Source organism: Corynebacterium sp. (assembly GCF_012837295.1).
GTDB lineage: Bacteria > Actinomycetota > Actinomycetes > Mycobacteriales > Mycobacteriaceae > Corynebacterium.
Window position 1 is genome coordinate 1 of the sequence record NZ_DURI01000161.1, and the last position, 17,443, is coordinate 17,443.

Below are 17,443 nucleotides of genomic sequence, written 5' to 3' on the forward strand. Positions count from 1 at the left end.
ACGCGGAGGCGGCGGCCCCGGCCGAACTGGGCAGGATCCGCCTCTGCGAGGGCCTCGCCGCGGACGGCGCGCAGGAACAGGTCGAACTTGTCGCGGGCGATGTCGGCGCCGCGGGGGTCGGTCGACCCCTCGTAGCCGAACGCCTCCCAGCCGCGGAGGGCGGGTTCGGGCGACCCGCGGGAGACGCCGAGGGCGACGCGGCCGTCGGAAAGCAGGTCGAGGGCGGCGGCCTCCTCGGCGAGGTACAGCGGGTTCTCGTAGCGCATGTCGATGACGCCGGTGCCGACCTCGATGCGCTTCGTCCGCGCCGCGATGGCCGACAGCAGCGGCATCGGCGACGCCGCCTGCCGCGCGAAATGGTGCACGCGGAAGTAGGCGCCGTTGACGCCGAGCTCGTCGGCCGCGACGGACAGGTCGACTGCCTGCGAGAGCATGTCGGCGGCCTCGTAACCCGAGCCGCGGGGGCCGTAGTGGCCGAAGGACAGGAACCCGAAAGATTTCATGTGCCTGTCAACAAAAGTGGGGCGGGGCGTATTCCCGCGGTGTGCGCCGTGCGCCGTGCCTCGTGTGGCTGCGTTGCTTGCCGACGCCCTACCGCGGCGCCGGCCCGCCCTTGCGGCGCGCCGAGAAGATGGCGAACGCGATGAGGGCGAGGGTGAACCACAACAGGTACTGGTTGACCACGTTGACGACCTCGAGGACCTGGTCGCCGAAGGTGTAGCCGAGCCACATGAACAGGCCGTTGACGGCGAGGACGCTGAGGACGTTCAGCAGGAGCACCAGCCGGAAACGCACCTTCAGAAGGCCGGCGATGGCGTTGAGCACCAGCCCCGGCACCGGCCCCGGCGCGAAACCCAGCGGCAGTAGGCCGAGGGTGATGGCCTTCGTGGTCGACGCCTTCTTCTTCACCGCCTTGCGGAAGAACCTGTGGGCGCGGGGCATGTACTGCAGCGACATGTCGATGAACTCCATGCCCCAGCGCTTGCCCATCAGCCAATAAATCGGCACGAACTTCAGCGCGCCCACCAGCGACGCCGCCAGGTACACCCACCACGTGCCATTGTCGACGGACACGTTCGCCCCCGACACCGTCGCACTGGTGTAGCCGCCGATGAGGAACGAGTACGGCAGCGGGTGCGACAGGAACCAGGCGCGGAGGCCGAGCATCGCCAACGAGAACACGCCCATCGCCATCAGCGCGAAGAACAGGAACTTGTCCATCGGCGCCGGGTCCTTCAGGAAGGACGGGGTCGGCGGGGCGCCCTTCGTGGGCTGCCGGTCGGCGTGCCCGTCGTCGCTGTGGTCGTCCCGCTGTTCATTCACCCCTGCGAGGGTAGACGAAGCCCCGGCTCCGCGTGGGGTGCGGGGCCGGGGCGTCGGAAAGCGGATGCGCGCACGAAAAACCAGCATTGACCGGCCCGAATACGCGCGGCGGAGTGAACCGGGCTTACTTGCGGATTACTTGGCGGGCTCGACGAGCTCGAGGAGCACGCCGCCGGCGTCCTTCGGGTGGACGAAGTTGATGCGGGAGTTGGCGGTGCCCTGCTTCGGCACCTCGTAGAGCACGCGGGTGCCCTGCTCCTTCAGATGCGCCATCAGGGCGTCCATGTCGGTGACGCGGAGGGCGTACTGCTGGATGCCGGGGCCCTTCTTGTCGATGTACTTCGCGATGGTCGACTCCTCGTTCAGCGGGGCGAGGATCTGGACCAGGGTGCCGCCCTCGACCTTCTCGGCCGGGCCGAGCATGGCCTCGCGGACGCCCTGCTCCTCGTTGACCTCCTCGTGGTAGTTCACGAAGCCCATGTTCGCGCGGTACCACTCGACGGCGGCGTCGAAGTCGGGCACGGCGATGCCGACGTGGTCGACGTGCGTGACGAAGTTGTGGGGGACGGTGACGTTGATGTCGCTCATGCCCACCAGGATACGGCGTTTGCCGGGCCGCCCGCCGCCGCCCGCCGCCGGACGGGGTTACCCTGGGCGCATGATCGTCGCCTTTTCCGTCGCCCCCGCGTCCGCGGACCCCGATGAGGGCATGTCAGCCGCCGTCGCCGAGGCCGTCCGCGTCGTCCGCGAGTCCGGCTTGCCCAACGAAACCAACTCCATGTTCACCCTCGTCGAGGGCGAATGGGACGAGGTGATGGACGTGGTCAAGCGCGCCACCGAGGCCGTGTCCTCCGTCGCGCCGCGCACGTCGCTGGTGCTCAAGGCCGACATCCGCCCCGGCTACACCGGACAGCTGGCCGCGAAGGTCGACGCCGTCGAGCGCCGCCTCGCGGAGTAGACCGCTTCCCGTTCGCTTTACGACGGCCCGCGCCCCGGCCCGAGGGGCCCGCACTTTCCCACGACCGTTAGGATCCCATTTCCATGACGCACGCCCACGGACATTCCGGTCATTCGCACTCGCACGGCCACTCCCATGGTGGCCACCGGGAGTGCTCGACGCCCCCGCCGCCGCCCGGCACGGTGGATCTGGAGGCCATGAAGCGCGAGGCCGACGCCCGCGCCGAGGCCGAGCGACGCATCGCCGACCAGGGCGAGGGCCTGCCGCCGCTCGTCGACGTCACGGGCGAGAACTTCGACCCGGAGGTGGTCATCCGGTCGGAGCAGGTGCCGGTCATCGTGCTCATCGGCGCGTCCGCGTCGCCGGAGTCGGTGCGCATGCGGCTGATGCTCGAGGAGATGGCCCGCGAGGCGAACCTCAACTGGATCGCGGCGTGGGTCGACGCCGACGCCCACATGGACGTCGCGCGCGCCTTCGGCGTGCAGGCCCTGCCGACCGTCGTCGCCGTGGGGATGGGCCAGCCGATCGGCCAGTTCGTCGGAGAAAAGACCCGCGACTACATGGACCAGTGGATCGAGGCGGTCATGGACGCCACCCGCGGCCGGCTGAAGGGCCTGCCCGCCGGCACCCGCATGATGGGCGAGGGCGAGGAGGGCCCCGACGTCAACGGCGGCCTGAAGCCCCCGACCGACGACCCGCGCCTGGAGATCGCCGAGGAGAAGCTCAACGAGGGCGACTTCGAGGGCGCGGTGGAGGTCTATGACGAGATCCTCAAGTCCGAGCCCGCCAACGCCGAACTGAAGGCCGCGCGGACGAACGTGGCGTTCCTCGCCCGCGCCCAGAAGATCGACCGTTCCTCCGATCCCGTCGCACGCGCCGACGCGGACCCGAAGAACGTGGAGCTGGCGCTGGAAGCCGCAGACGTGGAGATGCTCGTCGGCGACCCGGCCCTTTCCCTCGAACGCCTGCTGGTGCTGCTGCCGACGGTGTTCGGCGACGACCGTGCCGCCGTCAAGGACCGCCTGCTCGACCTGCTGCAGCTGTTCGACCCCGCCGACCCCGTGGCGCTCGACGCCCGGCGCCGGATGGCCAGCGCGCTCTTCTAGGCGGACGACCGCTCGTTAACTCGTGACGTTCGGTGTACTTCCGACTTCGATGATGATCCCATTGAAGACGAGAAAGATGGTCAGCGACAGTGCTACGAGTGCGATGACGATCGCGGCGACGGATAGTCCGAATGACCGCTCGGACCATGCGGGGCGCTGGCGGGCCGTCTCTTGAGCACCGGTGAGGAGCCGCGTAAATCCAATGAGGAGAGCCGCGAAAGCGAGCAGTCCCACCAAGAGAACCCCGGCGGTGAGCAATCCCGTCGACGGTGTGGTCATGTTCGCGCCGATCGAAGCAGAGCCCACGGCAAAAGCGACTGCGCTGGAGAATAGAGCGAGCACTTCGGTGGAACGCAACGTGTTCTCGTTGAGGGCCTTGTGGACGCGGTTTTCCGTCTTCTTGACCTGGTCCGTCGCTTCCTTCGCGGACGCATACAAGTATGCGGATTCCAGGGATTCGATGATCCCGCCGCGCTGGGTGACCAAATTTTCCGCCATTCCGCGTGCATATTCGCTTTGGTCGGTGTTCTTTTCGATGGCCAGTGAAATAGTTCTCATGGCATCTTCGAACTTGCCAGCACGCTGGAAGGCCCGGGCTTTCCGTGAAAGCAGGAGAATGTTGTTCGGGGCGTTGTAGTTGTAAACGGAGTTGTCTTGCTCGTACTTCTGGATGTACTCTAGGGTCTCTTCGGCGAAGTTCGCGCCGTTCGGTGAGGTATCGAGCGCTTGCAGGACAATGTCCCGGACTTCGGTTGCTTCCGGGTCATCGGCCTTCTTCCACGCGTCCCTGATCTCCTGGGGGATCTCGGCATTCTTGTCTGGCGCGGCGCCTCCCACGATCGATGCGCCGCGCAGGGCCATCGCGGTGGCGGTGTTATCGTAGTGGCTGCTCGTTTTCTCTATTAGTCGGCCCATGGTTTTATAATCAAATACGAATCGACGCCGTTCCAGCAGAATTGTGTCGACCGTGAACTCCATCGTGGTCAGGCCGCCGGAGTTCCGCCATTCCCGCATCTTCGCTGTCCATATGTTCTGCGTCTCATGGCGGGTGACCCAGGCGACCTTGTTGATCACCTCGAGAAGCTCTCGGTTGAAAACTTCGTCTTTTGGGAGCCGCTTTTCGAACCAGTCGGAAATCTCGGTGATCAGTTCCTTTTCGTTCACTTCGAGTTCGCATAGTCGGCCGAAAAGGCATTTGGTCAGATAGCGCTGGATACGGTCACCCGGATCGGACCGATGGTCCGCCAAGACTGTGCGGACCTCAGTCAGCTCCAGCGCGTCGACCTCCTTCCTGATCGTTGCGCGCGGATCGTCGGAAGTACTGATTAGTTCCTGAATTCGAGTCAGTTGAGTCATGTCTGTCATGTCAAGTCCCTAGTCGAAGTTGGTTTTTGAAGATGGTGAGATCACGCCTCCGGACGGGTGTACGGCCAGTCGCCGGGGGCCATGAAGTACCAGACCGTCGCCATGATCGCCGCCACCGAAATGGTCAGGGCGGCGCCCAGGGCCACCTGCGTGGTCCAGTGCCGGGCGCGGAACCATGCCTCGGAGTCGTCGTAAAGCCTGGCCAACCGCACGTTGAGCCGCCGCATGGGCGGATGAACCAACGACAGTAGACCCAGTGACACGAAAATGAGCAGCCAGCCGGGCGCGGGCGTCGGCAAAATGATGATTCCCACGATGAGCAGGCAAAACCCCAACACCAGCAGGACCGGGGACAGGAAGGGGCCGTACCAGCTCCGCCGCATCTTCTCGTGGCGGACCTTCATCCGGTCCATCAACCGGCTGATCCTCTCCTCCACGGGCCCTCCCTTCCGGTGTTCGCGTCCGTGTCGCGCAGGCCCTCGAGTGGGCCGCGGCGCAGATCCCCACAATATTGTCACCCCGGCGCCCGACGCGCCCTCCGAAATCACGGGGATCCGTCCCCATCGCCCGTCAACGGGGGGGATGATCGGGGTCGCCCATCCGGCTCCGACGTTCGCCGACGGCGTTGCGGTGGTACTCTGCCAGCGGTTCACGGTGTTAGGACACCGGCGCCCGACACCCTGAGATCGGATCGGGCGCCTTTTTTGCGGCCCGCATGCGACCGCCCCGATGGGGGCGCCGCCGTCGGGGCCGGTACCCAGGAGACGAGGAAGATGCGAGCAGGAACGGGGCTCACGCGGAAGAAGCCCGGCCTCATTCTGGCCGCCATGGCGGTGACGGCGCTGATGGCCGGGTGCACGGTGAATGCCCCCGAAGAGGCGCCCGCCACGGACGCCGATTCGCTCCCCGTCGAATCCGTCGACGGCTGGGACCCCTCCGAGGAAGTGGAGTGGACCGACGCCCAGAAGATCCTCGACGAGGCCGTCGAGGACTTCTCCGACATGTACGGCATCGAGCTGGCCGCGTACCTCCGCGTCATCGACGGCCCCTACCGGGGTCTGACGGCGGCGGCCGGCGGCGACGAGAAGCAGTACTCGGCGTCGACCATCAAGGCCCCGCTCGTCGTGACCACGCTGGACACCTTCGGCGACGAGCTCGACACCGTCGTGACGGTCGACTGGGAGGACGCCGTCGGCGGCAGCGTCATCGGCCCGGGCGACTACACCGTCGATACGCTGCTGCGCTACGTGATGGCCTACTCCGACAACACCGCCGCCAACGGCCTCATCGACGCGGTGGGCGGCTTCGACGCGGTCAACGAGATCATCGGGGACGCCGGCGTGGACGAGTCGCGCTACCACCTGGGCAACAAGATGAACATCCCGAACCCGTCCGGGGACCGCTCGTGGATTTCGCCGAGCCAATCCGCGCTGTTCATGGCGCGGATCCAGGAAGTCGCGGACGGCCACGGCGAGCACGACTTCATCGACCGCGACACGGCGCAGACCGCGCTGACGTACCTCACGTACGGCGGTGCCCAGAAGTTCGCCATGTACGTCGGCTCCGCCGTGCAGAAGACCGGCGACACCGGCGCGGGCACCAACGACCACGGCATCCTCTACACCGGTGCCGGACCCGTCGCCTTCGGCATCACCACCCGCTTCGGCACCCCGATGAACGAGCTCACCGACGCCCTGCTGGGCCAGCTCGGCGGCCGGATCGCCTCGTTGCTGCCGGACTACAACCTCCTCGACGGCGGCAAGCCGCTGAGCCCCGAGGACGCCGCCACGTGGAGCGCCGACGGGGACGGCGATGGCGTCGCCGACAGGCTCGGCGACGGCGCCGGCGAATATGAGATCGCGGCGGCCGATGGCACCGGCGTCACCGACGGATCGGGTGCCCCGCTTTACGACGAGACCCTCGACCCCGATTGGTTCAACCCCTACCGCGCCCTCTAGGGACGCCCCGTCCCCCGGCGGGCCCGCACCCGGAAACGAAGGAACCGGCCGACCCGTGATCGGGTCGGCCGGTTCGGCCGTTCATGGCGTCATCTCCGTGCGGGGCCGGATCAGCCCTCGTGGCGGAACCAGATCGCGGTGTTGGCCGGCAGGGTCAGCTCGATCGACTGATCCTGGCCGTTCCAGCCGTGGCCCTCGGCGTTCAGCGTGCCGTTGAGGCCGTAGCCCGAACCCGCGTAGCGCTCGTCGTTGGTGTTGAGCACCTCGGTCCACGCGCCGGAGCGGGGGACGCCGATGCGGTAGCGCTCCTGCGTCGCGCCCGACAGGTTGTACACGCACGCCAGGGCGGAACCGTCCTCGCCGTAGCGGGCGAAGGACAGCACCGAATTGTTCGTGTCGTCGGCGTTGATCCAGGAGAAGCCCTCCGGGCGATCATCGCGCGACCACAGGGCATTGGTGTCCGCGTAGACGGCATTGAGATCCTTGACCAGCAGCTGGATGCCGCGGTGGAACTCGCCGCCCCAGCCCTCGAGGTTGTCCCACGCGATCGACTCGTCGTGGTTCCACTCGCGGTTCTGGCCCAGCTCCTGGCCCTGGAACAGCAGCTGCTTGCCCGGGTGCCCCCACATGAACGACAGCAGCGTGCGCAGGCCCGCGGCCTTGTTCCAGTCGTCGCCCGGGATGCGCTCCCACAGCGAACCCTTGCCGTGCACGACCTCGTCGTGGCTGAACGGCAGGATGAACTTCTCGGAGTAGGCGTAGACCATCGCGAAGGTGACCTCGTGATGGTGGTAGGAGCGGTGGATCGGATCCTTGGAGAAGTACTCCAGGGTGTCGTTCATCCAGCCCATGTTCCACTTCATGTTGAAGCCCAGGCCGCCGTCCTCGGTGGGGGCGGTGACGCCCGGCCAGGACGTGGACTCCTCGGCGATGGTGAGGAAGCCCGGGTGGTGCTTGTGCACCGTGGCATTGAACTCCTGCAGGAACTGCATGGCGTCCAGGTTCTCGCGGCCGCCGTACTGGTTGGGCAGCCACTCGCCCTCTTCGCGGGAGTAGTCCAGGTAGAGCATCGAGGCGACGGCGTCGACGCGCAGACCGTCGATGTGGAACTCCTCGGCCCAGTACAGGGCGTTGGCGTAGAGGAAGTTGCGGACCTCGTTGCGGCCGAAGTCGAAGACGTAGGTGCCCCAGTCCTTCTGCTCGCCGCGGCGCCAGTCCGGGTGCTCGTAGCAGGCGGTGCCGTCGAAACGCGCGAGCGCCCAGTCGTCCTTGGGGAAGTGGCCCGGGACCCAGTCGACGATGACGCCGATGCCGGCCTCGTGGAACGCGTCGATGAGCGCGCGGAGCTGATCCGGGGAACCGAAGCGGCTGGTCGGGGCGTAATAGGAGGTGACCTGGTAACCCCAGGAACCGGAGAACGGGTGCTCGGCGACCGGCATGAACTCCACGTGGGTGTAGCCCATGTCCTTGACGTAGCGGACCAGCTGCTCGGCCATGACCTCGTAGGACAGGCCCTGCTTCCACGAGCCCAGGTGGACCTCGTAGATGGACATCGGCTCGGCCTGCCAGTTGGTGGTGACGCGCTTGGCCATCCAGGCCTCGTCCCGCCACTGGTAATCCGACTCGGCGACGACGGAACCGGTGGCCGGCGGCACCTCGGTGGCGTAGGCCATCGGGTCCGCCTTGTCGCGGCGGTGGCCCTCCGGGGTGGTGATGGCGAACTTGTACACGTCGCCGGCCGCGACGCCCGGGATGAAGACCTCCCACACGCCGGTGCCGCCCATCGAGCGCATCGGGTACTGGGCGCCGTTCCACATGCAGAAGTCGCCGATCACGGCGACGCCGCGGGCGTTGGGGGCCCACACGGAGAAGGACACGCCCGAGACGTCGCCGAGCTCCGTCTCGTAGGTGCGGATGTGTGCGCCCAGCGCCTCCCACAGGCGCTCGTGGCGGCCCTCGCCGATCAGGTGCAGGTCGCCCTCGCGGACCGTCGGCAGGAAGCGGTAGCCGTCGGCCCGCTCCTCGGTGGAACCGTCCGCCCAGGTGATGCGCAGGCGGTAGTCGAAGTCGGCGTCGCCCGGCACGAGCGCCGCGTAGACGTCGTCGCCCACCGGCTCCGCCTCGAAGTCGCCGCGGGTCGAGGCCACGGTCACCGCCGACGCACCGAAGATGCGGGTGCGGATGACGGTGTCCCCGTCGATCTGGTGCGCACCGTAGAACGAATGGGGATCGTGGTGCGTGCAGCTGCGGAGACGATCCATGTCTCCGGCCGGGATGGTCAGGCGCGGATCGGTGGGGGCGCTCATGGCGGTCCTTCCAGGTGAATACCGGGTTGTGCGTCAGTAATCGGGTCGAACTTCGTTGGGTCCGGCGGATCTGTCGGGCGCGGAATCCCGGCGCCGCCGGGAATCCGGGCGGACCCGCCTCCAGCGTATGCGCGCGGGGCGGGCCACGGTTCGGGAATGGCCCCGGGTGGGGCCGTTTCCCGTCCTAGCCCTCGTAGTCGGGGACGTCGCGCCACGCCAGCTTGCGGCGCGTGCCCTCCGGGACGTCGGGCAGCTGGATGATGTGCGCGACGTTGGACCACGGCTCGAGGCGGACGAAGTTCTCCTTGCCCCAGTTGAAGCGCTGGCCTGTGATCAGATCCTGGACGTCCATGCGGTCGGTGCTGCGGCGGCCGATGGAGTTCATGTCGATGTCGAGGATGCCTTCCTGGGCGTTCCACGGATCCAGGTTGATGACGACGAGCACGGCGTCGCCGGTCAGCGGATCGATCTTGGAGTACGCCAGCAGGTTGTCGTTGCCGATGTCGTGGAAGCGCAGGGTGCGCAGCTGCTGCAGGGCCGGGTGCTCGCGGCGCAGGGTGTTCAGCAGGGTGATGAACGGCTCGAGCGAATCGCCGGACTCCAGCGCGGCGTCGTAGTCGCGGTGGCGCAGCTGGTACTTCTCGCTGTCCAGGTATTCTTCGGAGCCTTCCCTGACCGGCACGTTTTCGTAGAGCTCGTAACCGGAGTACACGCCCCACAGCGGCGACATGGTCGACGCCAGCGCGGCGCGGATGGCGAAGGCGCCGCGGCCGCCCTTGACCAGGAATTCGTGGAGGATGTCCGGGGTGTTGACCCACAGGGACGGGCGGGCGATGTCGGTGTGCTTGACGATCTCCTCGCCGAACTCCGTCAGCTCCTTCTTCGTGGTCTTCCACGGGAAGTAGATGTAGGACTGCGTGAAGCCGGCCTTGGCCAGGCCGTACAGGCGGGCCGGGGCGGTGAAGGCCTCGGCCAGGAAGATGACCTCCGGGTTGGTTTCGTGGACGGTCTCGATGAGCCACTCCCAGAAGTTGCCCGGCTTGGTGTGCGGGTTGTCCACGCGGAAGACCTTGACTCCGCGCTTGACCCAGAACTTCACGACGCGCAGAACCTCCGCGTAGAGGCCCTTCGGGTCGTTGTCGAAGTTCAGGGGGTAGATGTCCTGGTACTTCTTCGGCGGGTTCTCGGCGTAGGCGATGGTGCCGTCGGGCAGGACGGTGAACCAGTCCGGGTGCGCCTCGGCCCACGGGTGATCGGGCGCGCACTGCAGGGCCAGGTCGATGGCGACCTCCAGGCCGCGGTCCTTGGCGGCCTTGACGAACTCGGCGAACTCGTCCTCGCCGCCGAGCCGCGGCTCGATGGCGTCGTGGCCGCCGTTCGCGGAGCCGATGGCCCACGGGGAGCCCACGTCGTTGGCCTCGGGGGTCAGGGTGTTGTTGCGGCCCTTGCGGTTGATCTCGCCGATCGGGTGGATCGGGGGCAGGTAGACGACGTCGAAGCCCATGCGGGCGGCGCGGTCCAACTGCGGGATGGAGGAGGAGAAGGTGCCGTGGAGCAGGTTGCCGTCCTCGTCGAAGCCGCCGTTGGAGCGGGGGAAGAACTCGTACCAGGAACCGAAGAGGGCCTCGCGGCGCTCGACGAGGACCTTGCGGGTCTTGCCGCGGGTCAGCAGCTCGCGCAGCGGGTGCAGCTCGAGGATGCCGCGGGTCTCGTCCGACAGGGCGGAGGAGACGCGGGCGCGCAGCTCAGAGTCGGAGCGCAGCGACTGGGCCACGCCGCGCAGGTGCGAGCGGTAGACGGTGGCGGCGCCGGCGGCGGCGCGGTCGAACAGGCGGGCGCCGATCTCCAGGTCGTTGGCCAGCTCGGCCTCCGACTGGCCGGCCTCGATCTTCTTGGTCACGGAATTGCGCCAGGTGGCCATCGGGTCGGACCAGGCGTCGACGCGGAAGGTCCACAGGCCCGGGGCGTCGGGCACGAAGGTCGCGTTGACCTGGTTGGGATCGTGGTCGCTGAAGCGCATGGGGATGCGCTGGGTGCGGGCGGCGAAGGAGGATTCCTTCGGGCCCTTGACGTTCAGGGTCGCGTTGAGCGCATCGTGGCCCTCGCGCCAGACGACGGCGAAAACCGGGACGACTTCGCCGGCCACCGCCTTGGACGGGGTGGCACCGCCGTCCACCTGGGGTCGTACATCGTCGATTCCGAGTCGTCCGGTCACCTTCGAGTCTCCTTCGCGCCGTGTTCGGCGCTCTTTGATCGTTTTTCGCTTCGCCCGCGCCCGCCGGAACCTGCCGGCCGCCGCGGTTACCCCACCAGAGTAATGGAGGTGCGGTGATCCCACATGGGTGGAAACGGACGGTCGGCCCCGATCGGGGAACGGTGGGCGCCGGTCGGCGCCGCGGCCTGCGAGAGTACGCCGTTAGCCGTGGTCGCCCGCCGTGCCACGCCACGCGGGGGAGCAAGTCGGGGCGCGGGGCGGGGAAGTGGGGCACGATGGTGGCGTGGCTGACTTTGACTCTGATTTCAACGCGCACGACATTGCCGCGGACGGACTCGCCGCCGACGACTTCGACGAGGACCTGCTGGTCGATTTTCGCGGAGTCTCGCTCAAGCGCGGCGGCCGGACGCTCGTCGGTCCCCTGGATTGGCAGGTGGAGCTCGACGAGCGCTGGGTGGTGCTCGGCCCCAACGGCGCGGGCAAGACGTCGCTGATGCGCATCGCGGCGGCCGAGGAGTATCCCTCGTCGGGCGTCGCCCGGGTGATGGGGGAGCGCCTGGGCCGCACCGACATGCGCGACCTGCGCACGATGATCGGTTTGACGTCCTCGGCGCTGGCGCACCGCATTCCCGCCGAGGAGAAGGTCGCGGACCTGGTGATCTCCGCCTCGTACTCCGTGCTCGGCCGCTGGCGCGAGACGTACGAGGAGATGGACTTCGACCAGGCCGCGGAGATCCTGGAGAAGATGGGCGCCGAGCATTTGGCGGACCGCACGTGGGGGACGCTGTCGGAGGGCGAGCGCAAGCGGGTCCTCATTTCCCGCGCGCTCATGGTCAATCCGGAGCTGCTGCTTCTCGACGAGCCCGGCGCCGGCCTCGATCTCGGCGGCCGCGAGGACCTCGTGGGTTACCTCGGCCAGCTCGCGCTCGACCCGGATGCCCCGGCGATCGTCATGATCACCCACCACGTGGAGGAGATCCCGTTCGGATTCACGCACGCGATGCTTCTCGACGATGGCGGCGTGGTCGCGCAGGGCCTCATCGAGGATGTGCTGACCAGCGAGAATCTGTCCGCGGCCTTCCATCAGGCGATCGCCGTGGATCGCATCGACGGCCGCTTTTTCGCCCGCCGGGCCCGCAAGGCCGGTGCGCACCGGAAGGGGAACTGAGCCGATGGGAACGCCGGACGACAGGACCGGAAATGCCGAAAAGACCGCCGCCGGGCAGGGCGTCCCCCCGACCCCGCGGTTGGCGTCGACGGTGCTGCTGGTGCGCGATTCGCTGCACGGCATCGAGCTCTACGTGCAGGAGCGCGTGAGCACCATGAAGTTCGCGCCGAACATGACGGTGTTCCCCGGCGGCGGGGTCGACGCCCGGGATTTCCCGGGCGACGTCGACGGCGACGGGCACGACAGCCCGCGCCTGACGTGGTCGGGGCATGCGCCGCAGTGGTGGGCGGAGAAGTTCGGGGTCGCCCCCGCGACGGCCCGGGCGCTGGTGTGCGCCGCGGTGCGCGAGACGTTCGAGGAGACCGGCACGCTGCTGGCGGCCGACGCTTCGGGAGCCACGGTCGTCGATTCCGGCCGGTTCCATGCGCAGCGCAAGGCGCTGGAATCCCACGAGCTCGCGTTCTCCGACTTCATGGCGGACGAGGGGCTGGGCCTTCGCTCCGATCTGCTGCGCCCGTGGAGCAACTGGGTCACGCCGGAGAAGTTCCCCAAGCGCTACGACACCTTCTTCTTCCTGGCGGCGCAGCCGGAGGGGCAGATCGCGGACGGCGACACCTCGGAGGCGTCGTCGACGGGCTGGTTCCGCCCGACCGCGCTGATGGAGGGCTGGCGCGACCGCAAGGTGGGCCTCATGCCGCCGACGTGGGCGCAGATCAAGCGGCTGGTGGTCTACGACACCGTCGCCGACGTGCTCGCCGCCGCGGATGCCGGAAAGGAACCGTCGCGGCGCACGACCAGCGACTTTTTCGGCGACCCGTTCATGGACGAGTTCTTCTCGGTCGCCACGCATCTGGGGCACCTGCGCGAGGACGCCGCGCGGGCCCGCGAATGAGCCTGTCGCCCGGGGAGGTCCGCGCACTGCTGGCCGACCCCGATCTGGCCGCGGCGGCCTCGGATCTCGAGCTTTCCGACGCCTCCCTTTTCTCCGATCTCGCGCATCTGAAGGCGTCGGCGGGGGAGATGGCCCGTGCCGTCGTGGAACTGGAGCGGGCCCGCCGGTCGACGGCCGGCAAGCTCCCCGGGTGGTGGCTGCTCGATTCGGATTCCGCCCAGCAGGCCACGCACTCCGCTATCGCGCGCTCCCGCGCCGACCGCCTTGCCCGCGCGGTGGCCGACGGCGTCGCGCCGGGCGTCCACGACGTCACGTGCTCGATCGGCGCGGAGATCGCGCCACTGGCCGAGGCCGGCGTCACCGTGCTGGGCACCGACCTGGACCACGCCCGGGCGCTCATGGCCCGCCACAACGCCCCCGACGCGCACATCGCGGTGGCCGACGCTCTAGCGCCCGTCAGCGAGGGGCTGATCATCGTCGCCGATCCCGCGCGCCGGGCGGGCGGCCGCCGCATCCCCCGCCCCGAGGACCTGTTGCCGCCGCTGCCGGACCTCATCGACGCGTGGCGCGGCCCTTCGGCGCGGGTGCGCCACGAGATGGCGATCAAGTGCGCACCCGGCATCGACTACTCCGAGTGGGAGGGCGAGGCGGCCGTGACCTCCGTGGACGGCGGCGTCAAGGAGGTCTGCCTGTACACGCCGGGTCTGGCGGGCAGGCCGGTGGCGGGCGCGGGCGGCGTCGTCAAGCGAAGTGCGCAATTGCTGCGGACCCGGGGTCCGGAGCAGGCGAGCGAGCTTTACGACGATTCGATGCCCGACGATTGCGGTGCCGGGGACGCGGGGCGGTTCATCATCGACCCCGACGGCGCCGTGGTGCGCGCCGGTCTGGTGCGGCACTACGCGGCGGCGCACGGGCTGCGGCAGCTCGATGAACGGATCGCCCACCTGACGGGCGACGCGATCCCGCCCGGGGCCTCCGGATTCGAGGTGCTGGAGCAGGTGCCGCTGAAGAAGGTGCGCACGACGCTGGCGGCCCGGAAGTGCGCGTCGGCGGAGATCCTCGTGCGCGGCGTCGACGCCAACCCCGACGCGCTGCGGAAGCAGTGGAAGCTCGGCGCGGCGAAGAAGGGCGGAGGGAAGGGTGCGGCGCTGGGCGTCGTGGTGACCCGGATCGGATCGTCGGCGACGGCATTCATATGCGGACAGAGGCAGTGGGGGCCGGGCGCGTGACGCGCGGGGGCACCCGACATGCGCCTTTGCCACGCTGCGTTAATGCTGGCTAACTCAAGTAGAACCGAAAAAATATCGACATTGTTACGTGGATCACCTACAGTTCGATATTGACTCTGTTACCTTCGACACAGAGGGCGCGGTAGCCGGACGAGGTCACGCGAACACCGTTTTGCGGTGCGAACGAGACCGCCGGGCGGCCGTGCCGGACAAATTCACGACACGTACACAGTCATTCAACCAGTAAGGACGACAGACACATGCCGAACATCGTGGTTCTGGTCAAGCAGGTCCCGGACACCTGGTCCGAGCGCAAGCTCGCCGACGACGACTTCACGCTCGACCGCGACAGCGCCGACGCAGTGCTCGACGAGATCAACGAGAACGCCGTCGAGGCCGCCCTCAAGCTGAAGGAAGAGCACGGCGGCAACGTCACCGTCGCCACCATCGGCCCCGAGCGTGCCGTGGAGGCCCTGCGCAAGGCGCTGTCCATGGGCGCCGACGACGCCGTCATCCTGTCCGACGACGCCCTGGCCGGCTCCGACGCCGTGCAGACCGCGTGGGCCCTGTCCACCGTCATCGACGCCATCGGCGACGTCGACGTCATCATCACGGGCAACGCCTCCACCGACGGCGGCACGGGCACCGTCCCGGCCGTGCTCGGCGTCTACCGCGGCCTGCCGGTCCTCACCCACATGCGCTCCGTCGCCATCGACGGCTCCACCGTCACCGGCGAGCGCGAGACCGAGGACGGCATTCACCAGCTCAAGGCGAACCTCCCGGCCATCGTGTCGGTGACGGAGAAGGCCAACGAGCCGCGCTTCGCCTCCTTCAAGGGCATCATGGCCGCGAAGAAGAAGCCGGTCCGCGAGCTGACCCTGGCCGACGTCGCCGCCGAGGCGGAGCAGGTCGGCCTGGAGAACGCCGCCACCTCCGTTACCGCCGCCACCCCGAAGCCGCCGAAGTCCGCGGGCGAGCGCATCAACGACGAGGGCGACGCCGGCGTGAAGCTGGCCGAGTTCCTCAAGGCCCAGAAGTTCATCTAAGCGTCCATCGCGAACACCGCACGAACGAACAGCAGGAGAAGAATCACCATGACCGACGTCCTCGTTCTCGTCGACCACACCGATGGCGAGCTGAAGAACACCACCGCCGAGCTGCTCACCGCCGCCCGTGCCTTCGGCACCCCCGCGGCCGTTGTCGTGGGCAAGCCCGGCACCGCCGACGGATTCGCCGAGACCCTCGGCAAGTACGGCGCCGGCGAGATCCTCGCCGCCGAGTCCGATGAGGCCGGCAAGCACCTGATCACCCCCGAGGTCAACGTCCTCGTGGGCCTGGCCTCCGAGCGCCAGGTCCCGGTGCTCGTCGCCGCCTCCGCCGCCGGCAAGGAGATCGCCGGCCGCGTCGCCGCCCTGACCGGCTCCGGCGTCCTGTCCGACGTCGTGGAGATCAAGGAGGACCGCACCGCGGTCTACTCGATCTTCGGCGGAGAGTTCATCGTCGAGGGCGCCGGCTACGGCGCCTCCCCGGCCTACTCGCTGCGCCCCGGCTCGGTCGACCCGGTCGAGGCCGCCGCCTCGCCGGCCGTCACCGCCGTGGAGTACCCGGCCGCGGACGAGACCTCCGTGGAGATCGTGTCCTTCGCCCCGGCCGAGGGCGGCGACCGCCCCGAGCTGACCGAGGCCAAGATCGTCGTCTCCGGCGGCCGCGGCGTCGCGTCCGCCGAGGGCTTCGCCGACGTCGTCGAGCCGATGGCCGACGCCCTCGGTGCCGCGGTCGGCGCCTCCCGCGCCGCCGTCGACGCCGACTACTACCCGGGCCAGTTCCAGGTCGGCCAGACCGGCAAGACCGTGTCCCCGGACCTGTACATCGCCCTGGGCATCTCCGGCGCCATCCAGCACAAGGCCGGCATGCAGACCTCCAAGACCGTCGTCGCCGTCAACAAGGACGAGGAGGCGCCGATCTTCGAGATCGCCGACTTCGGCGTCGTCGGCGACCTGTTCAAGGTCGCGCCGCAGGCCACCGAGGAGATCAAGAAGGCCTAGTTTCCCGGTCTTCCCGGTGACCCGGCCCCGCCGGTGACCCGGATCCTCGCGAGGGGCCGCCCGCATCATGCGGGCGGCCCCTTTCGCATGCCCGGGCGATCCGGCCGACGCGCTAATCTATCCGGGATGTCCAGCACCAGTGCTTTCCGCGGCGGGGTTTCCCGCCATCACCTCGACCACGCCGCCACGTCCCCGCTGCGGCCGGAGGCCCGCGCGGCGATGATCGACGCCCTCGGCGCCGGCAACCCCAATGCGCAGTATGCGGAGGGCCGGGCGGCGCGGCGGATCCTGGAGGAGTCCCGCGAGTCCATCGCCGCGGACTTGGGGGCGGAGCCGGTGGAGGTGATTTTCACCTCCGGCGGCACGGAGGCCGACAATCTCGGGGTCCGCGGGCTGTACCTGGCGGGCGCGAAGAAGCGCGGCGGGCCCGGCACGGTGACGACCACGCCGGTGGAGCACGACGCGATCCGCAAGGCCGTCGCCCACCTCGCCGACCACCACGGCGCGCGCGTCCTCGAAGCCCCGGTGGATGCCGCGGGCCGAGTGGTCGTGGGCGAGCTGCGGGGGCTTTGCGACGACCCCTCGTCCGCCGGATTCCCCCACCTCGCGTGGACGTGCCAGTGGGCGAACAACGAGACCGGGGCGATTCAGCCGATCGGGGAGTTCATCGCGGCCGCCGGGGAGTACGGCGCCCCGGTCCACGTCGACGCGGTGCAGGCCATCGGCCACGTGCCGGTGGACTTCCAGGCCGGCGGCGCGGCCACGATGGCGGCCTCGGCCCACAAGTTCGGCGGCCCCCGGGGCATCGGCGCGCTGCTCGTGCGACGCGGCGTGTCGCCGGCGCCGCTCAACGCGGGCGGGGGACAGGAGCGGGGCCT

At 68.7% G+C, this 17,443-nt stretch carries 16 protein-coding genes; 9 read left to right on the forward strand and 7 right to left on the reverse strand.

Features of this window, described 5'->3' with window-relative positions:
* The 3 genes from GX015_RS05485 to mce all read right to left on the reverse strand — a co-directional run.
* A partial coding sequence (locus GX015_RS05485) for an LLM class flavin-dependent oxidoreductase (RefSeq protein WP_291343415.1) occupies nucleotides 1-503 on the reverse strand: 503 nt, incomplete at its 3' end.
* An 88-nt stretch (nucleotides 504-591) separates the two neighbouring features.
* On the reverse strand, nucleotides 592-1,323 hold the full coding sequence (locus GX015_RS05490; protein ID WP_291343417.1) for a hypothetical protein: 732 nt from the start codon (nucleotides 1,321-1,323) through the stop codon (nucleotides 592-594).
* A gap of 135 nt (nucleotides 1,324-1,458) precedes the next feature.
* Nucleotides 1,459-1,911, reverse strand: coding sequence for a methylmalonyl-CoA epimerase (gene mce / locus GX015_RS05495; protein ID WP_291343418.1), 453 nt, complete (start codon nucleotides 1,909-1,911; stop codon nucleotides 1,459-1,461).
* A 70-nt stretch (nucleotides 1,912-1,981) separates the two neighbouring features.
* Here mce and GX015_RS05500 point away from each other — a divergent pair, with 70 nt between their 5' ends.
* Nucleotides 1,982-2,281 carry a thiamine-binding protein gene (locus GX015_RS05500; protein WP_291343420.1) on the forward strand — a complete coding sequence of 100 codons (300 nt, stop codon included), beginning with the start codon at nucleotides 1,982-1,984 and terminating at the stop codon, nucleotides 2,279-2,281.
* Between the two features lie 83 nt (nucleotides 2,282-2,364).
* Nucleotides 2,365-3,387 carry a tetratricopeptide repeat protein gene (locus GX015_RS05505; RefSeq protein WP_291343422.1) on the forward strand — a complete coding sequence of 341 codons (1,023 nt, stop codon included), beginning with the start codon at nucleotides 2,365-2,367 and terminating at the stop codon, nucleotides 3,385-3,387.
* A gap of 15 nt (nucleotides 3,388-3,402) precedes the next feature.
* Here GX015_RS05505 and GX015_RS05510 read toward each other — a convergent pair whose 3' ends face one another.
* Together GX015_RS05510 and GX015_RS05515 are read right to left on the reverse strand one after the other, a co-directional pair.
* On the reverse strand, nucleotides 3,403-4,752 hold the full coding sequence (locus GX015_RS05510; protein ID WP_291343424.1) for a hypothetical protein: 1,350 nt from the start codon (nucleotides 4,750-4,752) through the stop codon (nucleotides 3,403-3,405).
* A gap of 41 nt (nucleotides 4,753-4,793) precedes the next feature.
* A complete protein-coding gene (locus GX015_RS05515) occupies nucleotides 4,794-5,189 on the reverse strand; it encodes a TIGR02611 family protein (RefSeq protein WP_291343426.1) in 396 nt (131 codons plus the stop codon).
* 336 nt (nucleotides 5,190-5,525) lie between these two features.
* On the opposite strand from GX015_RS05515, the gene GX015_RS05520 reads away from it, so the two are divergent.
* A complete protein-coding gene (locus GX015_RS05520; RefSeq protein ID WP_291343428.1) occupies nucleotides 5,526-6,710 on the forward strand; it encodes a serine hydrolase in 1,185 nt (394 codons plus the stop codon).
* 110 nt (nucleotides 6,711-6,820) lie between these two features.
* Here GX015_RS05520 and glgB read toward each other — a convergent pair whose 3' ends face one another.
* Nucleotides 6,821-9,016 (reverse strand): 1,4-alpha-glucan branching protein GlgB, encoded by a 2,196-nt coding sequence (gene glgB / locus GX015_RS05525; RefSeq protein WP_291343429.1) that lies wholly within the window; start codon nucleotides 9,014-9,016, stop codon nucleotides 6,821-6,823.
* Between the two features lie 184 nt (nucleotides 9,017-9,200).
* Nucleotides 9,201-11,231 carry an alpha-1,4-glucan--maltose-1-phosphate maltosyltransferase gene (locus GX015_RS05530; RefSeq protein ID WP_291343431.1) on the reverse strand — a complete coding sequence of 677 codons (2,031 nt, stop codon included), beginning with the start codon at nucleotides 11,229-11,231 and terminating at the stop codon, nucleotides 9,201-9,203.
* A gap of 319 nt (nucleotides 11,232-11,550) precedes the next feature.
* On the opposite strand from GX015_RS05530, the gene GX015_RS05535 reads away from it, so the two are divergent.
* From GX015_RS05535 to GX015_RS05560, 6 genes are all read left to right on the forward strand, one after another.
* A complete protein-coding gene (locus GX015_RS05535; RefSeq protein ID WP_291343442.1) occupies nucleotides 11,551-12,399 on the forward strand; it encodes an ABC transporter ATP-binding protein in 849 nt (282 codons plus the stop codon).
* A 4-nt stretch (nucleotides 12,400-12,403) separates the two neighbouring features.
* Complete coding sequence (locus GX015_RS05540) at nucleotides 12,404-13,291, forward strand: NUDIX hydrolase (protein ID WP_291343433.1); 888 nt, start codon at nucleotides 12,404-12,406, stop codon at nucleotides 13,289-13,291.
* The gene (locus tag GX015_RS05545) at nucleotides 13,288-14,520 is read left to right on the forward strand and encodes an SAM-dependent methyltransferase (protein ID WP_291343434.1); all 1,233 of its coding nucleotides are present in this window, start codon (nucleotides 13,288-13,290) and stop codon (nucleotides 14,518-14,520) included. Before GX015_RS05540 ends, GX015_RS05545 begins: the two co-directional genes overlap by 4 nt.
* 260 nt (nucleotides 14,521-14,780) lie before the next feature.
* A complete protein-coding gene (locus GX015_RS05550; protein WP_291343436.1) occupies nucleotides 14,781-15,566 on the forward strand; it encodes an electron transfer flavoprotein subunit beta/FixA family protein in 786 nt (261 codons plus the stop codon).
* Between the two features lie 48 nt (nucleotides 15,567-15,614).
* Nucleotides 15,615-16,565, forward strand: a complete 951-nt coding sequence (locus GX015_RS05555; protein WP_291343438.1) for an electron transfer flavoprotein subunit alpha/FixB family protein — start codon at nucleotides 15,615-15,617, stop codon at nucleotides 16,563-16,565.
* Between the two features lie 126 nt (nucleotides 16,566-16,691).
* Nucleotides 16,692-17,443, forward strand: a 752-nt coding sequence (locus GX015_RS05560; protein ID WP_291343440.1) for an aminotransferase class V-fold PLP-dependent enzyme, incomplete at its 3' end; no start/stop codon positions are given.

What these genes read in the sequence shown, in the direction of transcription:
- GX015_RS05550 (WP_291343436.1), top strand. Translation starts at nt 14,781, where the DNA reads ATGCCGAACATCGTGGTTCTGGTCAAGCAGGTCCCGGACACCTGGTCC.
- GX015_RS05555 (WP_291343438.1), top strand. Translation starts at nt 15,615, where the DNA reads ATGACCGACGTCCTCGTTCTCGTCGACCACACCGATGGCGAGCTGAAG.
- GX015_RS05520 (WP_291343428.1), top strand. Translation starts at nt 5,526, where the DNA reads ATGCGAGCAGGAACGGGGCTCACGCGGAAGAAGCCCGGCCTCATTCTG.
- GX015_RS05500 (WP_291343420.1), top strand. Translation starts at nt 1,982, where the DNA reads ATGATCGTCGCCTTTTCCGTCGCCCCCGCGTCCGCGGACCCCGATGAG.
- glgB (WP_291343429.1), bottom strand. Translation starts at nt 9,016, where the DNA reads ATGAGCGCCCCCACCGATCCGCGCCTGACCATCCCGGCCGGAGACATG.
- GX015_RS05510 (WP_291343424.1), bottom strand. Translation starts at nt 4,752, where the DNA reads ATGACAGACATGACTCAACTGACTCGAATTCAGGAACTAATCAGTACT.
- GX015_RS05505 (WP_291343422.1), top strand. Translation starts at nt 2,365, where the DNA reads ATGACGCACGCCCACGGACATTCCGGTCATTCGCACTCGCACGGCCAC.
- GX015_RS05540 (WP_291343433.1), top strand. Translation starts at nt 12,404, where the DNA reads ATGGGAACGCCGGACGACAGGACCGGAAATGCCGAAAAGACCGCCGCC.
- GX015_RS05545 (WP_291343434.1), top strand. Translation starts at nt 13,288, where the DNA reads ATGAGCCTGTCGCCCGGGGAGGTCCGCGCACTGCTGGCCGACCCCGAT.
- mce (WP_291343418.1), bottom strand. Translation starts at nt 1,911, where the DNA reads ATGAGCGACATCAACGTCACCGTCCCCCACAACTTCGTCACGCACGTC.